General features: G+C 64.5%; 18 protein-coding genes and 1 pseudogene. 16 read left to right on the forward strand and 3 right to left on the reverse strand.

All coding sequences use genetic code 11. The features are described from left to right. The first annotated feature begins 2 nt into the window (after positions 1–2). The 12 genes from tatA to AiwAL_RS06665 all read left to right on the forward strand — a co-directional run bounded on the left by tatA (position 3) and on the right by AiwAL_RS06665 (position 11,090). Positions 3–269, forward strand: a complete 267-nt coding sequence (tatA, locus tag AiwAL_RS06610) for a twin-arginine translocase TatA/TatE family subunit (RefSeq protein WP_235704155.1) — start codon at positions 3–5, stop codon at positions 267–269. 22 nt (positions 270–291) lie between these two features. Beyond that, positions 292–888, forward strand: coding sequence for a methylthioribulose 1-phosphate dehydratase (locus AiwAL_RS06615; RefSeq protein WP_235704154.1), 597 nt, complete (start codon positions 292–294; stop codon positions 886–888). Then, positions 885–1,424: an acireductone dioxygenase gene (locus AiwAL_RS06620; protein ID WP_235704153.1), complete on the forward strand. Its 540-nt coding sequence runs from the start codon at positions 885–887 to the stop codon at positions 1,422–1,424. The genes AiwAL_RS06615 and AiwAL_RS06620 overlap by 4 nt, the downstream gene beginning before the upstream one ends. A gap of 7 nt (positions 1,425–1,431) precedes the next feature. Beyond that, positions 1,432–2,139 carry an acireductone synthase gene (gene mtnC, locus AiwAL_RS06625; protein WP_235704152.1) on the forward strand — a complete coding sequence of 236 codons (708 nt, stop codon included), beginning with the start codon at positions 1,432–1,434 and terminating at the stop codon, positions 2,137–2,139. Positions 2,140–2,150: 11 nt separating this feature from the next. Continuing rightward, the gene (gene lnt, locus AiwAL_RS06630) at positions 2,151–3,692 is read left to right on the forward strand and encodes an apolipoprotein N-acyltransferase (RefSeq protein WP_262312364.1); all 1,542 of its coding nucleotides are present in this window, start codon (positions 2,151–2,153) and stop codon (positions 3,690–3,692) included. A gap of 313 nt (positions 3,693–4,005) precedes the next feature. Further along, a complete protein-coding gene (locus AiwAL_RS06635; RefSeq protein WP_235704150.1) occupies positions 4,006–4,485 on the forward strand; it encodes a helix-turn-helix domain-containing protein in 480 nt (159 codons plus the stop codon). A gap of 70 nt (positions 4,486–4,555) precedes the next feature. Next, positions 4,556–5,227, forward strand: coding sequence for a ribulose-phosphate 3-epimerase (gene rpe / locus AiwAL_RS06640; RefSeq protein WP_235704149.1), 672 nt, complete (start codon positions 4,556–4,558; stop codon positions 5,225–5,227). A 17-nt stretch (positions 5,228–5,244) separates the two neighbouring features. Beyond that, positions 5,245–6,819, forward strand: a complete 1,575-nt coding sequence (locus AiwAL_RS06645) for a heparinase II/III family protein (protein ID WP_262312378.1) — start codon at positions 5,245–5,247, stop codon at positions 6,817–6,819. A gap of 136 nt (positions 6,820–6,955) precedes the next feature. After that, positions 6,956–8,281 carry an aminotransferase class III-fold pyridoxal phosphate-dependent enzyme gene (locus AiwAL_RS06650; RefSeq protein ID WP_235704148.1) on the forward strand — a complete coding sequence of 442 codons (1,326 nt, stop codon included), beginning with the start codon at positions 6,956–6,958 and terminating at the stop codon, positions 8,279–8,281. A 278-nt stretch (positions 8,282–8,559) separates the two neighbouring features. Next, complete coding sequence (locus tag AiwAL_RS06655; protein ID WP_235704147.1) at positions 8,560–9,318, forward strand: ABC transporter permease; 759 nt, start codon at positions 8,560–8,562, stop codon at positions 9,316–9,318. Between the two features lie 15 nt (positions 9,319–9,333). Continuing rightward, the gene (locus tag AiwAL_RS06660) at positions 9,334–10,344 is read left to right on the forward strand and encodes an ABC transporter substrate-binding protein (RefSeq protein WP_235704146.1); all 1,011 of its coding nucleotides are present in this window, start codon (positions 9,334–9,336) and stop codon (positions 10,342–10,344) included. A gap of 11 nt (positions 10,345–10,355) precedes the next feature. After that, on the forward strand, positions 10,356–11,090 hold the full coding sequence (locus AiwAL_RS06665; protein ID WP_235704145.1) for an ABC transporter ATP-binding protein: 735 nt from the start codon (positions 10,356–10,358) through the stop codon (positions 11,088–11,090). A gap of 270 nt (positions 11,091–11,360) precedes the next feature. Here the strand turns inward: AiwAL_RS06665 and AiwAL_RS06670 are convergent, their stop codons facing one another. After that, positions 11,361–12,155: a helix-turn-helix transcriptional regulator gene (locus tag AiwAL_RS06670; RefSeq protein ID WP_235704144.1), complete on the reverse strand. Its 795-nt coding sequence runs from the start codon at positions 12,153–12,155 to the stop codon at positions 11,361–11,363. A gap of 125 nt (positions 12,156–12,280) precedes the next feature. Between AiwAL_RS06670 and AiwAL_RS06675 the strand changes: the two genes are divergently transcribed. Together AiwAL_RS06675 and AiwAL_RS06680 are read left to right on the forward strand one after the other, a co-directional pair. Continuing rightward, positions 12,281–13,384 (forward strand): P1 family peptidase, encoded by a 1,104-nt coding sequence (locus tag AiwAL_RS06675; protein ID WP_235704143.1) that lies wholly within the window; start codon positions 12,281–12,283, stop codon positions 13,382–13,384. A 61-nt stretch (positions 13,385–13,445) separates the two neighbouring features. After that, the gene (locus tag AiwAL_RS06680; protein ID WP_235704142.1) at positions 13,446–14,852 is read left to right on the forward strand and encodes an APC family permease; all 1,407 of its coding nucleotides are present in this window, start codon (positions 13,446–13,448) and stop codon (positions 14,850–14,852) included. A 114-nt stretch (positions 14,853–14,966) separates the two neighbouring features. On the opposite strand, the gene AiwAL_RS06685 is transcribed toward AiwAL_RS06680, so the two are convergent. After that, positions 14,967–15,104, reverse strand: coding sequence for a hypothetical protein (locus tag AiwAL_RS06685; protein ID WP_262312365.1), 138 nt, complete (start codon positions 15,102–15,104; stop codon positions 14,967–14,969). Between the two features lie 24 nt (positions 15,105–15,128). On the opposite strand from AiwAL_RS06685, the pseudogene AiwAL_RS06690 reads away from it, so the two are divergent. Both AiwAL_RS06690 and AiwAL_RS06695 read left to right on the forward strand, forming a co-directional pair. Further along, positions 15,129–15,902 (forward strand): annotated as a pseudogene (locus tag AiwAL_RS06690) (chemotaxis protein CheB); the annotation flags it as partial. A gap of 172 nt (positions 15,903–16,074) precedes the next feature. Then, complete coding sequence (locus AiwAL_RS06695; protein WP_262312379.1) at positions 16,075–19,161, forward strand: response regulator; 3,087 nt, start codon at positions 16,075–16,077, stop codon at positions 19,159–19,161. A 119-nt stretch (positions 19,162–19,280) separates the two neighbouring features. On the opposite strand, the gene AiwAL_RS06700 is transcribed toward AiwAL_RS06695, so the two are convergent. After that, the gene (locus AiwAL_RS06700) at positions 19,281–19,727 is read right to left on the reverse strand and encodes a response regulator (RefSeq protein ID WP_235704188.1); all 447 of its coding nucleotides are present in this window, start codon (positions 19,725–19,727) and stop codon (positions 19,281–19,283) included. Positions 19,728–20,049 lie beyond the last annotated feature (322 nt).

The following is a 20,049-nucleotide window of genomic DNA, read 5'->3' on the forward strand; positions in this document are numbered from 1 at the left end:
CCGTGGGTTTCGATTCGCCGGTTCATTGGCTCATCGTCATCCTGGTGGTGGCGCTGCTGTTCGGCGGCTCGCGCGTCGGCAATCTGATGGGCGAGCTCGGCAAGGGCATCAAGGCGTTCAAGCAGAATCTGGGCGACGATTCGGCCAAGCCGGCGCAACCGGCAGCACCGCCGCAGGTGCAGAATCGGGTTGCCGAGGGCACAATACCGCCCGATGCCGCGAAAAGCGCGCCCGAGACGGTGCGCACCGACGATTCTCCGCGATCCTGAGCCGCGCGGGCGGCACGAGGCGATGGCGGAGGCCGCGCGCGATCTTGTCGCGGTCGGCGCGCGGATGGACCGGCTGGGCTGGGTGCCCGGATCGTCCGGCAATCTTTCCGCGAGGCTCGGCGATACCGCCATCGCGATCACCCGCAGCGGAGTTCACAAGGGCAGGCTGACCGAGGCGGATATCATCGAAGTCGGGCTGGACGGCGTGGCGCTTCGCGCGGGCGACAAGCCGAGCGCGGAGACGAAGCTGCATTGCCAGCTCTATGCGCGGTTTCCCGAAACCGGCGCGGTGCTGCACGGGCATTCGGTTGCCGCGACGGTGCTGTCGATGGCGGTGCCGGGCGATGCGCTGGTGCTGGAAGGCTACGAGATCCTGAAGGCGTTTCGCGGCATCGTCACCCATGACACGCGGGTCGCGCTGCCGGTTTTCGACAACGATCAGGACATGGCGCGGCTCGCCGATGTGATCGCGCCGGCGCTTGATGCGGAGCCGATCGGCTATATTCTGCGCGGCCATGGCGTGTATGCCTGGGGGCCGGACGTGGAGCGCTGCTTCTGGCGCCTGGAGGCGCTGGAATTCCTGCTCCGCTGCGAACTCGAACGGAGGCGGATACGATGAGCGGCCTGAGAATTTTCGACGAGAACGCGCCAGGCGCGCCGATGCTCGATACCGGGGATCCAGCCGCGATCGCGCGCGAACTCGGCGCGATCGGCGTGCGGTTCGAGCGCTGGGACAGCCCGGTGACGCTCGATGACGATGCCGAGCCGGAGGCGATTCTGGCGGCCTACCAGCCTTATCTCGACCGGCTGATGGGCGAGACCGGGGCGGGTTCGGCGGACGTGATCAAGATGACGCCGGATCATCCGCAGGCCGGGGCGCTGCGCGAGAAATTCCTGAACGAGCACATCCACACCGAGGATGAAATTCGGTTTTTCGTGCGCGGATCGGGGCATTTCGTGCTGCATACCAGCGGACGGGTCTATGACGCGCTGTGCACGCAGGGCGATCTGATTTCGGTGCCGGCGAATATCCGCCACTGGTTCGATGCGGGGGCGAAGCCGGATTTCATCGCACTGCGGGTCTTCACCGATCAGTCCGGCTGGGTCGCGCATTTCACCGGGGATGCGATCAGCGCGCAATTTCCGGTCGCCTGAACCGATCATGTCCGGCGAGACCGTGCCGCCATCCGTGGTGCTGCTCGATATCGAGGGCACGGTGTCGCCGATCAGCTTCGTCCATGACGTGCTGTTTCCCTATGCGCGAGCAAGGCTGGGCGCGTTCATCGCTTCCCATAGCGGCGAGCCCGACATCGCGGCGGCGCTGGCGGAACTCGACGACATGACGCCCGGCGCGCAGCCGGTGCAGACGCTGCACGCGCTGATGGACCGGGACGCCAAGGTCGGGCCGCTGAAGCTGATCCAGGGGCGGATCTGGGCGGAGGGTTTCGCCGCCGGCGCGCTGAGCGGCCGGTTCTATCCCGAGGTCGCGCCGGTGCTGCTTGCGTGGCACGCGGCGGGGCTGGCGCTCGCGGTCTATTCCTCCGGCTCGGAGGAGGCGCAGCGCCTGCTGTTCGGCCATACCGAAGCGGGCGATCTGACGCCGCTGTTCGTCGGGTTTTTCGACACGCGGATCGGCGGCAAGCGCGAGGCGGCGAGCTATGCCGCGATCGCGCGTGCGCTGGGACGGCAGCCGGCGGCGATTCTGTTCCTGTCGGATGCCGAGGCGGAGCTTGCCGCCGCCGCCAAGGCCGGGCTCATGGTCTGCCAGCTCGTACGGGCGGAAGACGGCACCGCGCCTTCGGCGGCGCATCCTCACGCGCCCGATCTCGCGTCGGTCGCGGCGCGGTTTGGCCTGCCTCAGCCCTCATAACGGAGTTCTCGATGACCCTGCTGGAACGGTGGGCCGCGCGCGTCCCGGCCCCGCTCAAATCCGGCCCGTGGCGCGCCTTCGGCCTCGGACTGCTCGCCGCTTTGGCGCTGCCGCCGTTCTTTCTGCTGCCGCTGCTGTGGATCGTGGTGCCGGGCCTGCTGCGCCTGCTGGCGCGCGCGGGGGGCTGGCGGCGGGCGATCTGGCTCGGCTGGTGTTTCGGGTTCGGCTTCAACCTGCTCGGGCTGTTCTGGGTGACCGAGCCGATGCTGATCATGGCACGGCAATTCTGGTGGGCGGTGCCGTTCGCCGCGCCGGGGCTCGCGGCGGCGGTGGCGTGCTACATGATGCTGCCCGCGGCCGCGAGCTACTGGATCAGGCCGGTGACGGCCTTGTCCCGCCTTGCGATGATTTTCCTGTTCGCCGGCGCGCTGGCGATGGCGAATCTGGCGCAGCAATTCCTGTTCACCGGGTTTCCGTGGAATTACTGGGGCGCGGATTGGGCGCTGCCGGGCATCGCGGGTGTGGTGATGATGCAGCCGGCTTCGGTCGGCGGCATTTATCTGCTGACCTTGCTGACCGCGATCGTTGCCGGGCTGCCACTGCTCGGCCCGCGCGGTTGGGCGGCGGCGGGTGCCGTGCTAGCGGTCTGGGCGGGATTCGGCGTGTGGCGCACCGATGCCGGCCCGGCGCCGGACCACAATCTGACCGTCGCGATGATCCAGCCGGATTTCGCGGTGCCGGGCAGTTTCACGCGACCGGCACTGATCGCGCGCTGGCACCGCGATCTCGCGATGACGCAGCAGGCGCTGCAGGCCGCCGGGGCAGGACCGAAAGTGGTGGTCTGGCCGGAGACCGCGAGCCCGGCCTTGCTGCAGACCGATGCATCGGCGCGCGGCGCGATCGCGAGTGTCGCCGGCAATACCCCGGTGCTGGCGGGGTCGTTCCGCTATGCGCGCGATGGGCGGCCGCGCAATTCTCTGGTCGCGATCGAGGGCGCGGGGCCGGCGGTGGCGTGGTACGACAAATGGAAGCTGGTGCCGTTCGGCGAGTACACGCCGAAATGGATCCCGCTCAAGATCACGCCGGGCGGCGGTTTTTCGCCCGGTCCGGGGCCACGGACTATCCATGTGAAGGGGATTCCGCCGGTCGGGCCGCTGATCTGCTACGAATCGATCTTTTCCGGCGAAATCGTCGATAAAAGCGACCGGCCGGCGTGGCTGCTGAACATCAGCGACAATGCCTGGTTCGGCGACACCACCGGCCCGCGCCAGGATTTCGCGACCACGCGGCTGCGCGCGGTGGAGGAGGGGCTGCCGCTGGTGATCGACACCAATTCCGGCATTTCGGCGGTGATCGGGCCGCACGGGCGGGTCGTGGCGAAATTAGGACTCGATCGGCGCGGGGTTTTGGCGCATAGACTTCCGGTTGCATTGCCGGTAACCCCTTATGGGCGGTTCGGGCTGACGATGGCCGGGATTCTCAGCCTCTATTGCGTTGTTTTGGGGCTGATTTTTTTGATCGTCTCGGTCACGTTGCGCACTGAAAGGCGCTAAGCAGCTCGTCTTAAAAATTGTTCACTCTTGTAGAAAATTTAAAATTTTGCTATCGCTGGTGGTAAGATGAGTGCTATACCAAATATCTGCGGTAGAAAGATTATGAAATGATAATTTTGTTTTTCGACAGTATCATTGTGTTTGATGACAGAATTATGACATATGACACCAAATGAATGTGATGAATTGTCTCGCCGATTTTCAGGAGATGTTGACCCCAGGTGCGGGGGAACCGGGGGGTCGTTGCTGAATCGTTCTGGAAACCAATGTGTCGGGCGGTGACGAACGATCCGCCGGAGCGCCGGAGGCGTCGATGATCGCAAATGAGATGATGGATCGCACGGATCGGGACGGCAGGCCGAGCCCGATCGATGTTCATGTTGGCTCGCGCATCCGGCTGCGCCGCACTCTGCTCGGGATGTCGCAGGAGAAACTGGGCGACGCGCTGGGGCTGACGTTTCAGCAGGTGCAGAAATACGAGCGCGGGGTGAACCGGGTGGGAGCCTCGCGCCTGTTCGACATTTCGCGGGTGCTGGACGTGCCGATCAGCTTCTTCTTCGACGACATGCCCGAAGGGATGAACGAAACGCCGATGTCCGGCCCGCGTGGGCGCAGCCATGGTTTTGCCGAGGCGCAGGAGCCGTTCGGCGTCGGGCTCGACGATCAGTTGACCAAGCGCGAAACCCTCGAACTGGTGCGCGCCTATTACCGGATCAGCGAGCCGACGGTGCGCAAGCGGATGTTCGAGCTGATCAAATCCCTGGCGCCGGCGGACCCGTTTCCCACCGAATGATGGCCGATCGGGCGCCTGGCCTTCGCGCGGCGCTTGTGAAGTCGCGGCGCTGTTGGCTAAACGTGGAAGGATGAAAGCAACGCCCGGATCGCCGCTTGTCATCGCACCCAGCCTGCTCGCCGCCGATTTCGGCCGGCTTGCCGACGAGGTCGCCGCGGTGGAACGATCCGGCGCGGACTGGCTGCATCTCGACGTGATGGACGGGCATTTCGTGCCGAATATCAGCTTCGGCGCGCTGGTTCTGAGGGCGCTGCGCAAGCGGAGCAATCTGCCGTTCGACGTGCATCTGATGATCGCGCCGGCCGACCCGTATCTCGCCGAGTTCGCGGAGGCCGGAGCGGATCACATCACCGTCCATGCCGAGGCCGGGCCGCATCTGCACCGTTCGCTGCAGACGATTCGCGGGCTGGGCAAGCGGGCCGGGGTTGCGCTCAACCCGGCGACCCCGGCGGATGCGGTCGCGCATGTGCTCGATCTGGTCGACATCATCAACGTCATGACGGTCAATCCGGGATTCGGCGGCCAGCGCTTTCTCGACAGCCAGTTGCCGAAAATCGCCGAACTGCGCCGCATGGCGACGGCGAGCGGGCGGGAGATTCGCATCGAGGTCGATGGCGGGATCGACAAGGCGACCGCGCCGGCGGCGATCGAAGCCGGGGCGGACGTGCTGATCGCCGGCAGCTCGATTTTCGGCAAGCCAGATTACGCCGTGGCGATCGCGGCGCTGAAGCCGGGATCGTGACCGAGCGCGGCCCGGTAATGCGCGGCGCGCGGCAATGGATGGCGAAACTCGTTTCCCTGCGCGGTGCCAGCGTGCCGGATGCGCCCTCGCTGCCGGTGCGCGACCCCTGGCCTGGCGAGCCGGCGCGCGGCGCGCGAATCATCAAGGGCGAGATCGAATATCTCGGCGTTGTCAGGCCGCTGCGGCCGGGCGGTTTCACCTCCGGCGACGCGTCGGCGCCGATGCTCGCCCATATCCACGGATTTTCCTGGCTGCGCGATTTGCGGGCCCTGGGCACCGATGCCGCGCGGAGCCGGGCGCGGGCGCTGATCGAAGACTGGATCGATACCGAGGCGCTGCCGTCCCTGGCCGCCAGCCCGCCGGTGACCGGCGCGCGGCTCGCCGCGTGGCTCGGCCATTACGATTTCTTCGCCGCTTCCGCCGATGACGATTTCCGTCAGATGCTGATGGCGAAACTGGTCGCCGATGCGCGCCTTCTTGCCGCTTCGCTGCCCGCCGAGGTGCGCGACGGCAGGGCGTTTACCGCGATCAAGGGATTGATCGCCGCCTCGGTCGCGCTACCCGAACACGCGGCGTTCCTGCCGCGCGCGCTGCGCTTTCTGGCGCCCGAGATCGAGCGCCAGATCCTGCCGGACGGCGCGCATGTCGAGCGCAGCCCGGCGGCGCATCTCGCCGCCTTGCAGGATCTGACCGAAATCCGCGCGCTGCTTCAGGTCGCGCGCGCCGAACAGCCTGCGCAGCTGCCGGGGGCGATCGAGCGCATGGCGGTCGCGTTGCGCGCGCTGCGCCATGGCGATGGCGGGCTCACGCTGTTCAACGGCACGCGCGAGGACTGGCCCAATCTGATCGACCTCGTGCTGAGCCAGGCGGGACGGACCGGGCGCAGCCCCGCGTCGCTCGCCTATCCCGGTTTTCACCGGCTGGCCGCCGGCAAAAGCGTCGCGATCGTCGATGCCGGCCCGCCGCCCGCCGCCGGGCTCGACCGCAACGCCCATGCCGGCACGCTGTCCTTCGAGTTTTCCGCCGGGCGGGAACGGCTGATCGTCAATTGCGGTGCGGCGCCGGCTTCCGCCACCGATTGGCGCGACGCGCTGCGCGCCACCGCTGCCCACTCGACCATGGTGATCGCCGATGTTTCCTCGGCCGAGATCAGGCCTGACGGCCTCGGCCGCCGGCCGGTCGCGGTCGAGCTGCAGCGCCAGGAGGCCAATGGCGCACACTGGCTGGAAGCCAGCCACGACGGCTGGAAGAAACTGTTTGGCGCGGTCCATCGCCGCCGCCTGTACCTCGCCGAAAGCGGCGAGGATTTGCGCGGCGAGGACAGTATCGAGGCTGACGAACCGCAGCCCTTCACGCTGCGTTTCCATCTGCACCCCAACGTCACCGCCAGCCTGCAGCAGGACGGCGAGGCCGCGCTGCTGCGCCTGCCCTCCGGCCAGGGATGGCGGCTGCGTGCCGGCGGTGCGGTGCTCAGCGTGGAGGAGAGCATCTATTTCGGCGGCACCGAACCGCGCCGCGCCGAACAGATCGTGCTCACCGGCCAGCCAGACGGACCGCAACAGGTCAAATGGGCGATCACCAAGATGGGCTGAGGATAGGTTGAGGCCAGCGACAAACTGGCACCATGATTTGTGATTGTCTGGCCGGACATCCCGCCGATAAACAATGATTTCATCTGAACGAAACCGGAGACATCGCTCTCCGGTTCACCGGCTGAGGGATCATGAGATGTCAAGCTCCGACCTGTCGCTCCAGCATCATTGGATGCCGTTTACCAACAATCGCGACTTCAAGGCCGACCCGAAAATGGTCTACGGCGCCGAAGGAATCTGGCTGACCGGCGCGGACGGGCGGAAGATTCTCGACGGCAGCTCCGGCCTGTTCACCACCCCCGCCGGCCACGGGCGCAAGCGCATCGCCGACGCGGTGCATCGGCAGATGATCGAACTCGATTACATTTCGAGCTTCACCCGCGGCCATGAGCCCTCGTTCCGGCTGGCCGACCGGCTTGCCGCGATGCTGCCGCCGGGGATCGACCGGATCTTCTTCGTCAATTCGGGGTCGGAATCGGTCGATACCGCGATGAAGATCTGTCTTGCCTACCACGCGGCGCGGGGCGACGGCGACCGCAAGATGTTCGTCTCGCGGGAGCGCGCGTATCACGGCATGAACTTCGGTGGCCTGTCGCTCGCGGGCATGGTGCGCAACCGTCTCGGCTTCGGCACGGGGCTGCCGGGCATCGTCCATATGCGCCACACCGGGCTGCCGGAACATCGGTTCGTGTTGGGCGAGCCCGCCCAGGGCGCCGAGCTTGCCGACGATCTGCAGCGCATGGTCGATACCTATGGCGCCGACAGCATCGCGGCCTGCGTGGTCGAGCCGATCGCCGGATCGACCGGCGTTCTGGTGCCGCCGCGCGGCTATCTCCAGAGGCTGCGCGCGATCTGCGACCGGCATGGTATTCTGCTCGTCTTCGACGAAGTCATCTGCGGCTTCGGCCGCACCGGCAAGGCGTTCGGCGCGCAGAGCTTCGGCGTGACGCCCGATATCATCACCATGGCCAAGGCGCTCACCAACGGGGCGCTGCCGATGGGAGCGGTCGCGGTGCGGCAGAATATCCAGGACACGATCATGGCGGCGGCGCCGGAAAACGCGATCGAGTTCATGCACGGCTATACCGCTTCCGCGCATCCGGCCGCGTGCGCCGCGGCGCTGGCGGCCCTCGACATCTACGAGGAAGAGAATCTGTTCGAGCGGGCGGCGCAGATGTCGGCCTATTTTCTCGACACGGTCGCCGGGCTGCGCGATCTGCCTTCTGTCACCGATATCCGTGGGTATGGAATGCTCGCCGGGATCGATCTCGCGGCAGGCACCGGGCCGGGCGCGGGTGGCTATATGATGCAAAAGCGCTTGTTCGATGCCGGGCTTCATGTGAAGATCACCGGAGATACGATCATTCTCGCGCCGCCGTTCACGGTTAATGGCGGCGAGATCGATCAGATGCGCGATATTCTGCATGATGTTCTTGCGGCCGAACAGCGCGCCGCGGCGTAGGATGAGCGTTTGGCCGGGTTTCGGGAGATGATTTCAGAAGAATAGAACAATCCGAAAAAACCCCGGCACGAGAATCGATAAATGAGTGGCCTGCTTATCCCTGAAGTTCATGCAGGGAACTTCAGGAGCAGGACACGAGGAGGAAGGGTGCGTTGCAGGAAGAGATAATCGTTCAGGAAAACACGGCGCCGGCCGACGCATTGCCCGAGGCTCCGGCTCCGGCACTCGGAGCTGATCGCCCCCCACCGGTTGCGCAGTTCCCCCTGCGGTGGCGGCACGTGTCCCGGTTCGCGACGGCGACGGCGTTGTGCGTGGCCCTTGTCCTGTGGGAACTTGTTTCGGTTCTGCATATTTTCCCACCGGTCGCCCTGCCGTCGCCGGTCGCGGTCTGGCACGCGCTCGTGCTGCTGCTGGTGCAGGGCTATGGCGGCCATTCTCTGCTCGACGACATCTGGATCAGTTCGGTGCGCATCGCGATCGGCTTTATCGGGGCGATCGTGCTCGGCGTGCCGACCGGACTGCTGATGGCGCGGAGCGATCTGATCTTTCGAATCATCGATCCGTTCCTGCAATTCGTTCGCCCGGTGCCGCCGCTCGCCTATATTCCGCTTCTGGTGGTCTGGTTCGGCATCGGCGAGCTGCCGAAGATTCTCCTGATTCTGATCGGCACGGTTCCGGTCATCATCATCGGCACGATCTCGGGCGTCAGGGGCACGCCGTCGTTGCGGCTTTCCGTCGCGCGCACGCTCGGCGCCTCGGAAAGCCAGATCTTTCGCTATGTGATTCTGCCTTCCGCCTTGCCCGAGATTTTCACCGCCATGCGCGTCGGTATCGGCGTTGCCTGGACCTGCCTGGTCGCCGCCGAGCTGATCGCGGCGGATCAGGGGCTCGGGTGGCTCGTGCAATATGCCGGACAGGCATTGCAGGTTTCGATCGTCATCGTCGGGATCATCGTCATCGGCGTCATCGGCTATGCGATGGAACTGCTGATCCGGGTTTTCGAGCGCCGCGCCGTTCCGTGGCGTGGTCACGCGTAACAATAGGAGATCATCATGACGGCATCGCGTAAAATTCTCCTTGCAAGCCTGACGGCGGCGACAATGATCGGCGGGTTGGGAGCCGCCTATGCGGCGAAACCGCGCGTGGTCATCGGTTATGAGAATAACGGCGCCGATCCCTACATGGTGACCCAGTCGCTCGGCCTGTTCCAGAAGACGATTCCGGCAAACGTGACATTGAAATTCTTCGCGTCCGGCCCGGCGGCGATGAGCGCCCTGGCGTCGAACAGCCTGCAATTCATGTGCGGGCTCGGCGTGCCGCCGTTCGTCGCGGGAATTTCGCAGGGCCTGCCGCTCGCCATCGTGTTCAATCAGGAGCGCTATACGACGGCGGCGGGAATCGTCGTGCGGCCGGGAAAGGGGATCAAGACTGTCGCCGATCTGAAGGGCAGGAAGATCGCGATCGCCGAGGGCTCGCAATCCTCGTTCGAACTGGCGACGTTTCTGGCCGAAGCCGGTGTGCCGTTCGGCAGCGTGCGCCAGCTCAACATGTCGCCGCCGGAAATGCGCGTCGCCTGGACCACCAAAAGCATCGATGCCGCGATCGTCTGGGACCCGGTTTTCGACGCGCTGCGCGGGCTCGGCGGGCGCGTGCTCAAGACCGATGCCGAGTTGCCGCCCGATGCCTCATCCTACAATATCTGCATCGCCGACACCAAATGGGTTGCGGCACATCCGAAGCTGGCCACCGATTTCGTTCGCGCGCTCGATCAGGGCGTGACCTATACGAAGCAGCATCCCAAGAAGGCGCTGGCGATCATGGCGAAAGCCGCGGGCGTTACCCTGCCGGTCGCGAAATCCGAGCTGGCGGGATATCAGATTTTCTCCGCCAAGGATCAGACGACCCAGAATGTGCTCGGCTCCGGCAGCAATGTTGCTAATTCGGCCACGACCAAGACGCTTGAGAATACCGCCAAGGTCCTGCTGAAGATCGGCCGGATCACGTCTCTGCCGAAAAACCCGGCCGAAGCGGTCGAGCCGCGCTTCGCCGCGGCGGCGCAGTAGGGGCGGCGCCGATGCCAATTCTGGTTGATCGCGTCTGCAAGGATTTCGGCCCGTTGCGCGTGCTCGACGATGTGTCGCTGACGATCGAGGATGCCACCTTCGTGACCATTCTCGGCTCTTCGGGATGCGGCAAATCGACGCTGCTGAACATGCTGGCGGGATTGACGCCGCCCAGTGCCGGCCGGCTGACGCTGGACGGTTCGAATGTCACTAGGCCGGGGCCGGATCGCGTGGTGGTGTTTCAGCAGGCGGGGCTCTATCCGTGGCTGTCGCTGCGCGACAATATCGCCTTCGGCCTGCGCATGAAGTCCGCGCGATCGATCGATTGGGCGCGGGTCGATGAGCTGATCGAGGTCATGGGCCTGAAAGGATTCGAGAACCATCGCACCTACGAACTTTCGGGGGGAATGCAGCAGCGCGTCGCCATCGCGCGCGCGCTGGTGATGCGGCCACGGGTTTTGCTGATGGACGAACCGTTCGGCGCGCTCGATGCCCAGACCCGGCATACCATGCAGCAATTCCTGCTCGGGCTGTGGGAGCGGATTCGCGCGACCGTGGTGTTCATCACGCACGACATCGACGAAGCCATCCTGCTCGGCGACCGGCTGATCGTGATGAGCGCGCGGCCGGGCAGGGTGGCCCTGGAACGGGTTGTGCCGCTGGCGCGCCCGCGCCATTGGGACATGACGCTCGACCCGGAATTTCTCGATCTCAAGCGGCAGGCGATGGCGATTCTCGCGGCGTAAAGCCAACCGGCCTGGACAATGACCCATCCCCCCCCCGTCATTGCGAGCCGGCGCAGCCGGCGTGGCGGAGCGTCGAAGGTTCCGGCAATCCAAGGGATTGCTGGAACGACGCGGAGGTAATCCATTTTGTTGCAGTGCTGTGCATGGAAAAATCGATTGCTTCCCCCTCGCGTCACGCGAATGCACGCCTTCGCGTGACGCTCGGTGTCGCAATGACGAGTTAGCGTCAGTCGTGAGTCGTAGGCTACGGCGGTTGGTATAAGCCGTGGTCTATGCCAATCGCTTGATGAACTGGGCGAAGATGCCGCCCTGAGACGATACGCCCAGTTTCCGGTAGAGATTGCGCTTGTGGATTTTTACCGTTTCCGGGGAAATTCCCATCTGGCCGGCAATGCTTTTTGCCGAATGCCCGCCGAGAATGAGCAGGGTGGTCTGAACCTCCCGGTCGGTCAGCGGTGGCCTGGCTTTCTCGCGCAGCCAATCCTCCAGGCGCACGAGCTGGTCGGGATCGTTCTGCAATCTTGAGGATTTCAGCGCGCCGTTGCCGTCGGCGTATGTGGCCTGGCGCATCAGCGGCAGCAGCCATGGCGTGTAGAGGCACAGCGCGCCGATTTCGGCATCGGTAAATCGCGCCTGGCCGCCGAGGGAGAGCGACAAAACGCCGAGATCGGGCAAGGGAAGCAGAAACTGGATCTCGTCGGCGACGACATTATGGACGAAATAATGGCGAAAATACTCGGTCTCCCGGAAATGTTCCGGCGCGACATCGTCGATTCGGAACAATCCGGGCGTGAACCGGGTCAGGGAAAACTGATAGAACGGGTCGAGGACATAGAGGCTGTTCACGTACTCGATGAATAGCGTATCCTCGGTCTCGTCCGCGCCGCCTTCGTAAAGCACGATCGGCGGGTAGCCGCCGCGGAAGATCACGGCAACCCAGGAATCGAACGGGACCAGCTTGCGCAGGAAGGTCGCGAGGGACGGCCAGAACTGGCCGGAGTCGAGACGCTCCACGAGATGTCCCAGGCGTTGGTGAAACGCCAAATCCGTCACCGGCAGCATCATCGATTATACCCTCCAATAGGTATAAGGGCGATCGCGCGATACCTCTTTTTGGGAATATCATTGCGCATCGTCAAAGTGCCAAGCTTGCTGGAAGTAATGACAAAAGCGAGGACTGAAAAGAAGGCATGTCAAGTTTATTATCTCCCGCCCCGTGCCGGCGCGCACGGGACATCGGTTTGCCGCTGCCGGGCACACCCGGACGGTTGAATGCCATTACCGACATTCCCGGCGTTTCCGTCGGCTTCACCACGCTGATCAACGACGATGCCGGTATCAGGACCGGCGTGACCGCGATCTTGCCGCGCCAGCGCGACGCGCTTTTGCATCCGGTCTGGGCCGGGACTTTCGCCATGAACGGCAACGGGGAACTGACCGGCTGCCATTGGATCAAGGAGGCCGGGTGGTTCACCGGGCCGATCACCATCACCAATACGTTTTCGCTCGGCATCGCGCACCATGCCACGCTGCGCTGGCTCGTGCGGCATTTTCCCGAGAAAGTCGGCAATACCCATTGGCCGCTGCCGGTCGTCGGCGAGACCTTCGACGGATGGCTGAACGATATCGCCGGGCTTCATCTGCGCGAGGAGCATGTGCTCCGGGCGATCGATACGGCGGCATCCGGGCCGGTGGCGGAAGGCAATGTCGGCGGTGGCACCGGAATGATCGCGTACGAGTTCAAGGCGGGTACCGGCACGGCGTCGCGGGTCGTGACGACCAGGGCAGGGACCTACCGGCTCGGCGTGCTGGTGCAGGCGAATCACGGATTGCGGCCCTGGCTCAACGTTTGTGGCGTGCCGGTCGGGGAGATGCTGCCGGAGAACAGTTTCTGGTCCGCCGAACGCGGCTCCATCATCGTCGCGATCGCGACGGATGCGCCGCTGCTGCCGACGCAGCTCCAGCGTCTGGCGCGACGCGCCTCATTGGGGATCGGCCGCGGCGGCACGCCGTCCGGCAACAATTCCGGCGATATATTCATCGCCTTTTCGACGGCGAACGATCCCGGCGAAGTGCCGGAGCCGGCGCTGCTGCGGTTCGATGCGATCGCCAATGACGATCTGGACGGGCTTTTCATCGCGACGGTCGAGAGCGTCGATGAAGCGATTCTCAATGCGCTGCTCGCCGCCGAAACCATGACTGGAAAAGACGGGCGCGTGGTGCACGCGATCGATCCCGATCGATTGGCTTCGTGTGTCTTGATGCAGCGCGGTCCGACGGCCGGGGCGCATTGAAACGAACCGTTAGAACGGACGACAGATAAAAGACTAAAAGACTATCCAACGGGAGGTAAAAATGGCTTTGATCGAAGACGCGATCGACAAGGATGCACCCGCATGGGTGCCTGCTGGAAACCTGAAGCGCGGCATGAAGGTTCTGGGGGTGCTGTTCATCACCCTGTCTTCGGTGACCCCGGCATCCTCTGTCTTCATCATCGTGCCGGGCATCATGCAGACGAGCGGTTCCGGCGCGTTTCTGAGCATGGTTCTCGCCGCGATTGTCGGGGTTTTCATGGCTCTTGTTTACGCCGAGCTGTCTTCGGCGTTTCCGTTGACGGGCGGCGAGTATGCGATCGTCGGACGGGTGGTCGGCCCGTTCGCCGGCTTCATCGTTCTGGGTATCCTGCTCGTCGGCAGCATTTTGATTCCGGCGGTTCTGGCGCTCGGCGTCAGCACCTATCTGAGCGTTCTGTTTCCCCATCTGTCGGTGGTCTGGACCGCCGTTGCCACCATTGTTTCGACCACAATCATCGCGATTCTGAATATCCGCACCAACGCGGTGATTACCGGACTGTTCCTGCTGCTGGAAATATTGGCGCTGATCGTTCTGGTCGTGCTGGGATTCCTGCATGTCAGCCGGCCGCTCGCCAGCCTCATCACGCATCCTGTGCTGTTGAGCCATGGGCATCTGATCGCAGCGCCGCTCGCCAGCATCGGCATGGCAACCTCGATCGCGATCTTCGCTTATAACGGCTACGGGTCCGCGGTGTATTTCGGCGAGGAAACCCACGATGCGCCACGGCACATCGCCCGTGCGATCCTCTGGGCGCTCGTCATCACCGTTCTCGCGGAGCTGGTGCCGCTGACCGCGGTTCTTCTGGGTGCGCCCGACCTCAAGGCGCTGCTTGGCTCATCGAACATGTTCGGGGATTTCATCGTCAGCAGGGGCGGCAGCGAGATCAATACCATCATCAGCCTTGGCGTTGCCCTGGCGATTTTCAACGCGGTCATCGCCACCACGCTGCAATCCGCGCGTATCCTGTTCAGCACCGGCCGCGATTCGGTGTGGGCGCCGGCCATCGACCGCGCCCTGAGCAAAATCCACCTGAAATTCCATTCGCCCTGGATCGCGACGCTGATCTGCGGCGGTTTTTCGGTGGCGGCGTGCTTCGTGAACGAGAACGTCCTGTTCGTCGTCACCGGCACCGGGATCATCTTCGTCTATGGATCGCTCTGCATCGCGGCGATCCTCGGACGGATGCGCGGCAGCACGGCGCACGCCCATTATAAAATGCCGTTCTTCCCGCTCGCTCCCGTCGCGGCGCTGCTGGTGCTGGGCTACGTGATCTATGCCAATTATCTCGACCCGGTGATCGGGCGGCCGAGCCTGCTGACCACGATCGGCATCGCGGTCGCCGCCGGAATCTATTACCTGGCCGTGCTGCGCCGCCGCGGCGCTTGGACGCTGCGGGGGCCCGAATAAATATGGGGCTGACGTAGATAGATGAGACAGCCGCTCTGAACAGGGCGGCTGTCGGCATGCTCGATCATGGACGCACGGGCGCTTCGCCGCGGCGGGGCTCGAAGAATGCGATTTTCAGAATCGAGGGTCTGCGGCGCGATGGGTGTGCCGCCCCCGGTAACCGGCGCCGTTTCGGTTTGCTTCGCCGCCATAATCGTCATATCGATTAATTTTCTTGTCGAAAGCGATTATTTTGATGTCGAATGCCTTCATGTTCTAAACTCGGATAGCTTCGTCATGATCGCGTCGGCCAGCACACCTGAAGGCGGGCGAGACGACGCCGGCTTCCCCGTGGTCGGCATCGGGGCGTCGGCCGGCGGCCTGGATGCGTGCCGCAAACTGCTCGACGCACTGCCCGCCGGTCACGGCATGGCGTTGATTCTGGTCCAGCATCTCGACCCCACCCATGAGAGCATGCTGGTCGAGCTCCTGGCCAGCCATACCGCGATGCAGGTGCGTCAGGCGACCGACGGCATGGCGGTCGAACCAGACAAGCTTTACGTGATTCCGCCCGGCGCTTATCTGACGGTCGGTGGCGGCGTGGTGCATCTGTCACGCCCGCAGGCGCGCCATGGGGCACGGTTGCCGTTCGACCATCTGCTGCAATCGATGGCGGATGCATACGGCGCCCGCGCGGTATGCGTCATCCTGTCGGGAACCGGCAGCGATGGCTGCGCCGGGGCCAAGCAAATACGGATGAAGGGTGGGCGGGTCATCGCGCAGGCCCCCGAGGAAGCCGCCTATGACGGCATGCCGCGAAGCGCCATCACCGCCGGCGTGGTCGATCAGGTGCTCGCGGTGGCGAAAATTCCCGCGGCGCTGGCCCGGCTGCGCACCCATCCCGTCCCGCCAAGCGAGCCGGAAGGTGAGTCGGCCCCGGAGGCACAGCCGCACGCCGCGCCGGCGCCCTGGCTTGCCGACATCATCGGACTTCTGCGCAGCAGGACGGCGCATGATTTTACCCTCTACAAGCCGGGCACGCTGCAGCGCAGGATCGAGCGGCGGATGGCCCTGGCGGCGATCAAGCCCGCCGACAGCGGGCGCTACCTCCAGCGATTGCAGACCGACAAGACCGAACTCGATCTGCTGGCCCGCGACTTGCTGATCAACGTCACCAGTTTTTTCCGCGACCCCGCCGTTTTCGCGCCTCGATCTGATATCGTGCCGCAACCTGCTGATCTATCTGCGCCCGGAAGCACAGGCGAAGGTGATTTCGATGTTCCATTTCGGGCTGCGCGAAGGCGGGGTCCTTCTGCTCGGCCGTTCGGAAACGATCAACGGCGCCGACCAGCGGTTCGAGGTGATTTCGAAGCCGGAGCGGCTGTATCGGCATGTCGGGCGCAGGCGGCCGGGCGAGATCGATTTTTCGATCGGCTTCGGCCCTGGCGCACGCGCGCTGACCCAGCCGGGCCACGGACATGGACAGGCACAGGAACGCTCGCCGACCCGCCAGGCCGGCTTCGCCGAATTGTGCCGGCGCCTGGTGCTGGAAACCCACGCACCCGCGGCGGTGCTGATCAACCAAAAGAATGAAACCCTGTATTCGCTGGGCCCGATCGACCGCTATCTGCGGATCGCACCCGGCCATCCCTCCCATGATCTGCTGGCGATGACGGGGCAGGGCATGCGCACCAAGCTACGCTCGGCAATCCACCGGGCGATGGAACACAATGCCCGCATCGTCATCGCCGGAGGCAGTTTCGCGGCGAACGGCAGCAAGGTGGCGTTCGACATCGATGTGCAGCCGGTGCCGAACGAGGGTGAGCCACTATTTCTGGTCTGCTTCGTCGAGGCGCCGGCGCGGGCACGCGAGAAAACCGCGCCCCCCGGATCGTCCGCCGATCCGCGCGTCGCCGAGTTGGAACATGAACTGGCCGCGACCCAGGCCGAGCTTCGCGGCGCGATCCGCAATCTGGAACTCGCCTCGCAGGACCAGAAGGCCATCCACGAAGAGGCGTTGTCCGCCAACGAGGAATTCCAGTCCACCAATGAGGAATTGCTGACCTCGAAGGAGGAGTTGCAGTCGCTCAACGAGGAACTGACCGCGCTCAACGGCCAGTTGCAGGAAACCCTGGAACGCCAGCGCATCATTTCGGACGATCTGCAGAACGTGCTCTACAGCACGGACATCGCGACCCTGTTTCTCGATCGCGATCTGAACATCCGCTTCTTCACCCCTGCCACGAAGGCGCTGTTCAACGTGATCCCAGGCGATATCGGGCGCAAGCTGGCCGATCTGCGATCGCCCACCAACGACAATACCCTTCTGGGCGACGCGACTTCCGTGCTGGACAGCCTGACGCCGATCGAGCGCGAGATCGAGGCGCGGCAAGGCGCGTGGTTCAACCGCCGGATATTGCCGTATCGCACCCATGATGGCGGGGTGGGGGGCGTGGTGATCACCTTCACCGATATTACCGAGCGCCGGCATGTGGCGGATGCGCTGGCGGCGGCCAAGCACCAAGCCGAACTCGCCAATCGCGCGAAGTCGCGATTTCTCGCCGCCGCCGGCCATGATCTGCGCCAGCCGCTGCAGACCCTGGTTCTGATCCAGGGCATGCTGGAGAAACAGGGGCAGGGCGACATTCCGCGGGACCTTACCACAAAGCTGGGCCAGACCCTGGACGCGATGCTGAGCATGTTGAACACCCTGCTCGATATCAACCAGATCGAGGCAGGCGCCGTGCATGCCGACCTGGTCGATTTCCCGATCGGCGATCTGCTCGGACGGCTGGACGACGAGTTCGCCTATCTGGCGAAGGCGCAAGGGCTGACTCTGCGCGTGGTGCCGTGCGGTCTTTCGATCCGAAGCGATCCGCATCTGCTTGAACAGATGGTCCGCACCCTGCTGTCGAACGCCCTGAAATATACCAGGCACGGTAAAATCCTGCTCGGGTGCCGCCGGCACGGCGGAACGCTGCGTATCGAGATCTGGGACACGGGTATCGGCATTCCCGAAGCCGAACTCTCGGCGATTTTCCAGGAATACCACCAGATCGACAATGCGGCGCGGGAATACAGCCGGGGTCTCGGCCTTGGTTTGTCGATCGTGCAGCGGCTGGCGGACCTGCTGGGACATCGGGTACAGGTGCGGTCCCGCCCCGGCAAAGGCTCGGTCTTCGCCATCGAGGTCGCATTGCCGCCGTACGAGACGCTACCGCAACACGCGCGCCGGCAGAAAGCGGGAGATATCGCCGCATCGGACAGCCACACCGGCACGATCCTGATCGTCGAGGACGATCCCAAGATTCGCTCCCTGCTCGACCTGTTTCTCACCGAGGCTGGACACCGTACGGCGGCCGCGCGAGACGGCGCTGCCGCCCTCGCCCTGGTGGCGCGCGAACGGCTCCAGCCGGACCTCATCCTCACCGACTACAACCTGCCCGGCAACGTCAACGGCTTGCAGCTTGCGGCCACGCTGCGGCAGCGGCTGCGCCGCCCGGTGCCGGCAATTCTCCTGACCGGCGATATCTCGACCGACGCCCTGCGCAACATTGCCGGCGAGGACTGCGTGGCGCTCCACAAGCCGGTGCGACTGACCGCACTGACCAGCGCCATCCAGCGTCTGCTCGCCGCGCCGCGGCCGGCACCACAATCGCCACCCGTGGCGGCCGGTGCCGGATCAGCCCCACCCATCTGTATCGTGGACGATAACCCCGGCGTCCGCGAGGCACTTCGCGCGGCTCTCGAACGCGAGGGCAGGACCGTCAAAACCTATGCCAGTTGCGAAGCGTTCCTCGATGCCTACCATTCGGGCGGTGCCGTCTGCCTTCTGCTGGACGCCTACCTGCCCGGCATGAGCGGGCTCGATCTGCTGGCGCACCTTCACGAGGCGGGGTATCGGCTGCCGGTCATCATGATGACCGGCAGCAGCGACGTGCCGACGGCGGTTCGGGCGATGAAGGCGGGGGCGCTGGATTTCATCGAAAAACCGATCGGAAGCGGCGACCTGCTCGCCAGCATCGACCACGCGCTCGAACAGATGAGCAACGCGACCAAACGTTCCGCCTGGCGGGAGGACGCGGCGCGGCGCATCGCCGGCCTGACGGCGCGGCAGCGCGAGATCATGGAGATGATCCTCGCCGGGTATCCGAACAAAAACATCGCTGCCGATCTCGGCATCAGCCAGCGCACGGTCGAGGCCCATCGCGCCGCGATCATGGACAAGACGGGCGCGGCGTCGCTCCCGGCGCTGGCAAGGCTGGCGCTCGCCGCCACGTGGACCGGAGACGACACGCCGTTCGCCGAACCCGGGACGGGCAGGCCGTGATGGCCCACTTGCGGGTCAGTTTTTTTGATATGATACCAGCCGGCCTGAATTTTAACCCGTAGCTGAGCCTGGATCGTCATTGCGACGGCGAGCTTGCGAGGCGGAAGCAATCCATTTGTTCAATGCCGTGCTGTGGAAAAATGGATTACCTCCGCTGTCTTTCCATCGGCGTCAGCCGATGGAAAGACATGTGTGGACGGCGCCGTTTTGGCAAGAGCTTTCTTTCGGGATGACATTTGGTCGGGTGCAGCCATGTGTTCGGCCTTGAATGAAGCGGCTCTCATGGCCGCGTCAGTCTGAGCCGCATGGATACGGCCGCCGCTGGTCAACACGTAGGCGACAGGTCCAGTCCGCAGAATCGCGTCGACCGCACTGACGCCGCTGCCTCTGCCCAACCGCGCATCGACGATCATCAGGTCCGGCCGGCAGCGGGCCGCGGCGGCAACGGCGCCTTCTTCGGAGCCTTCGACCGCGCAGACCTCGTGACCCATATCGGTCAGCATCATCGCAAGTAGCGACGTGATCATCGCATCGTCATCGACGATCATAATTCGCAGCGCGTTCATTTCGCTCACGCTCGAGTCTCCAAGTTCTGGACGGGCGCTACTTTGGGCCGCGCCGATGAGACGGACGGTTTTGGATCAAACACGGGATCATAGAAGGCGTGCGTCGAGCGGCATAGACTCGGAAAATACCTTGCCTGCTCAGCAGGTCGAGAAGACCCCTATTAACCGCAACGGTGTCCGGGGCTCGGATAGGTAATTTTCGAGCATATTTTGCTCGAAGGACACCCGCGCCTGTTCTTCGACGCGGTCATGAGCGTCGGGCAGCCCGCGACGGCGGCGTGAGAAGAACAACGTGAACGAAGCGCCGAACGCCCAGCGTCAT

Origin of the sequence: Acidiphilium sp. AL (assembly GCF_025499445.1) — a bacterium.
Taxonomy (GTDB): Bacteria; Pseudomonadota; Alphaproteobacteria; order Acetobacterales; family Acetobacteraceae; genus Acidiphilium; species Acidiphilium iwatense.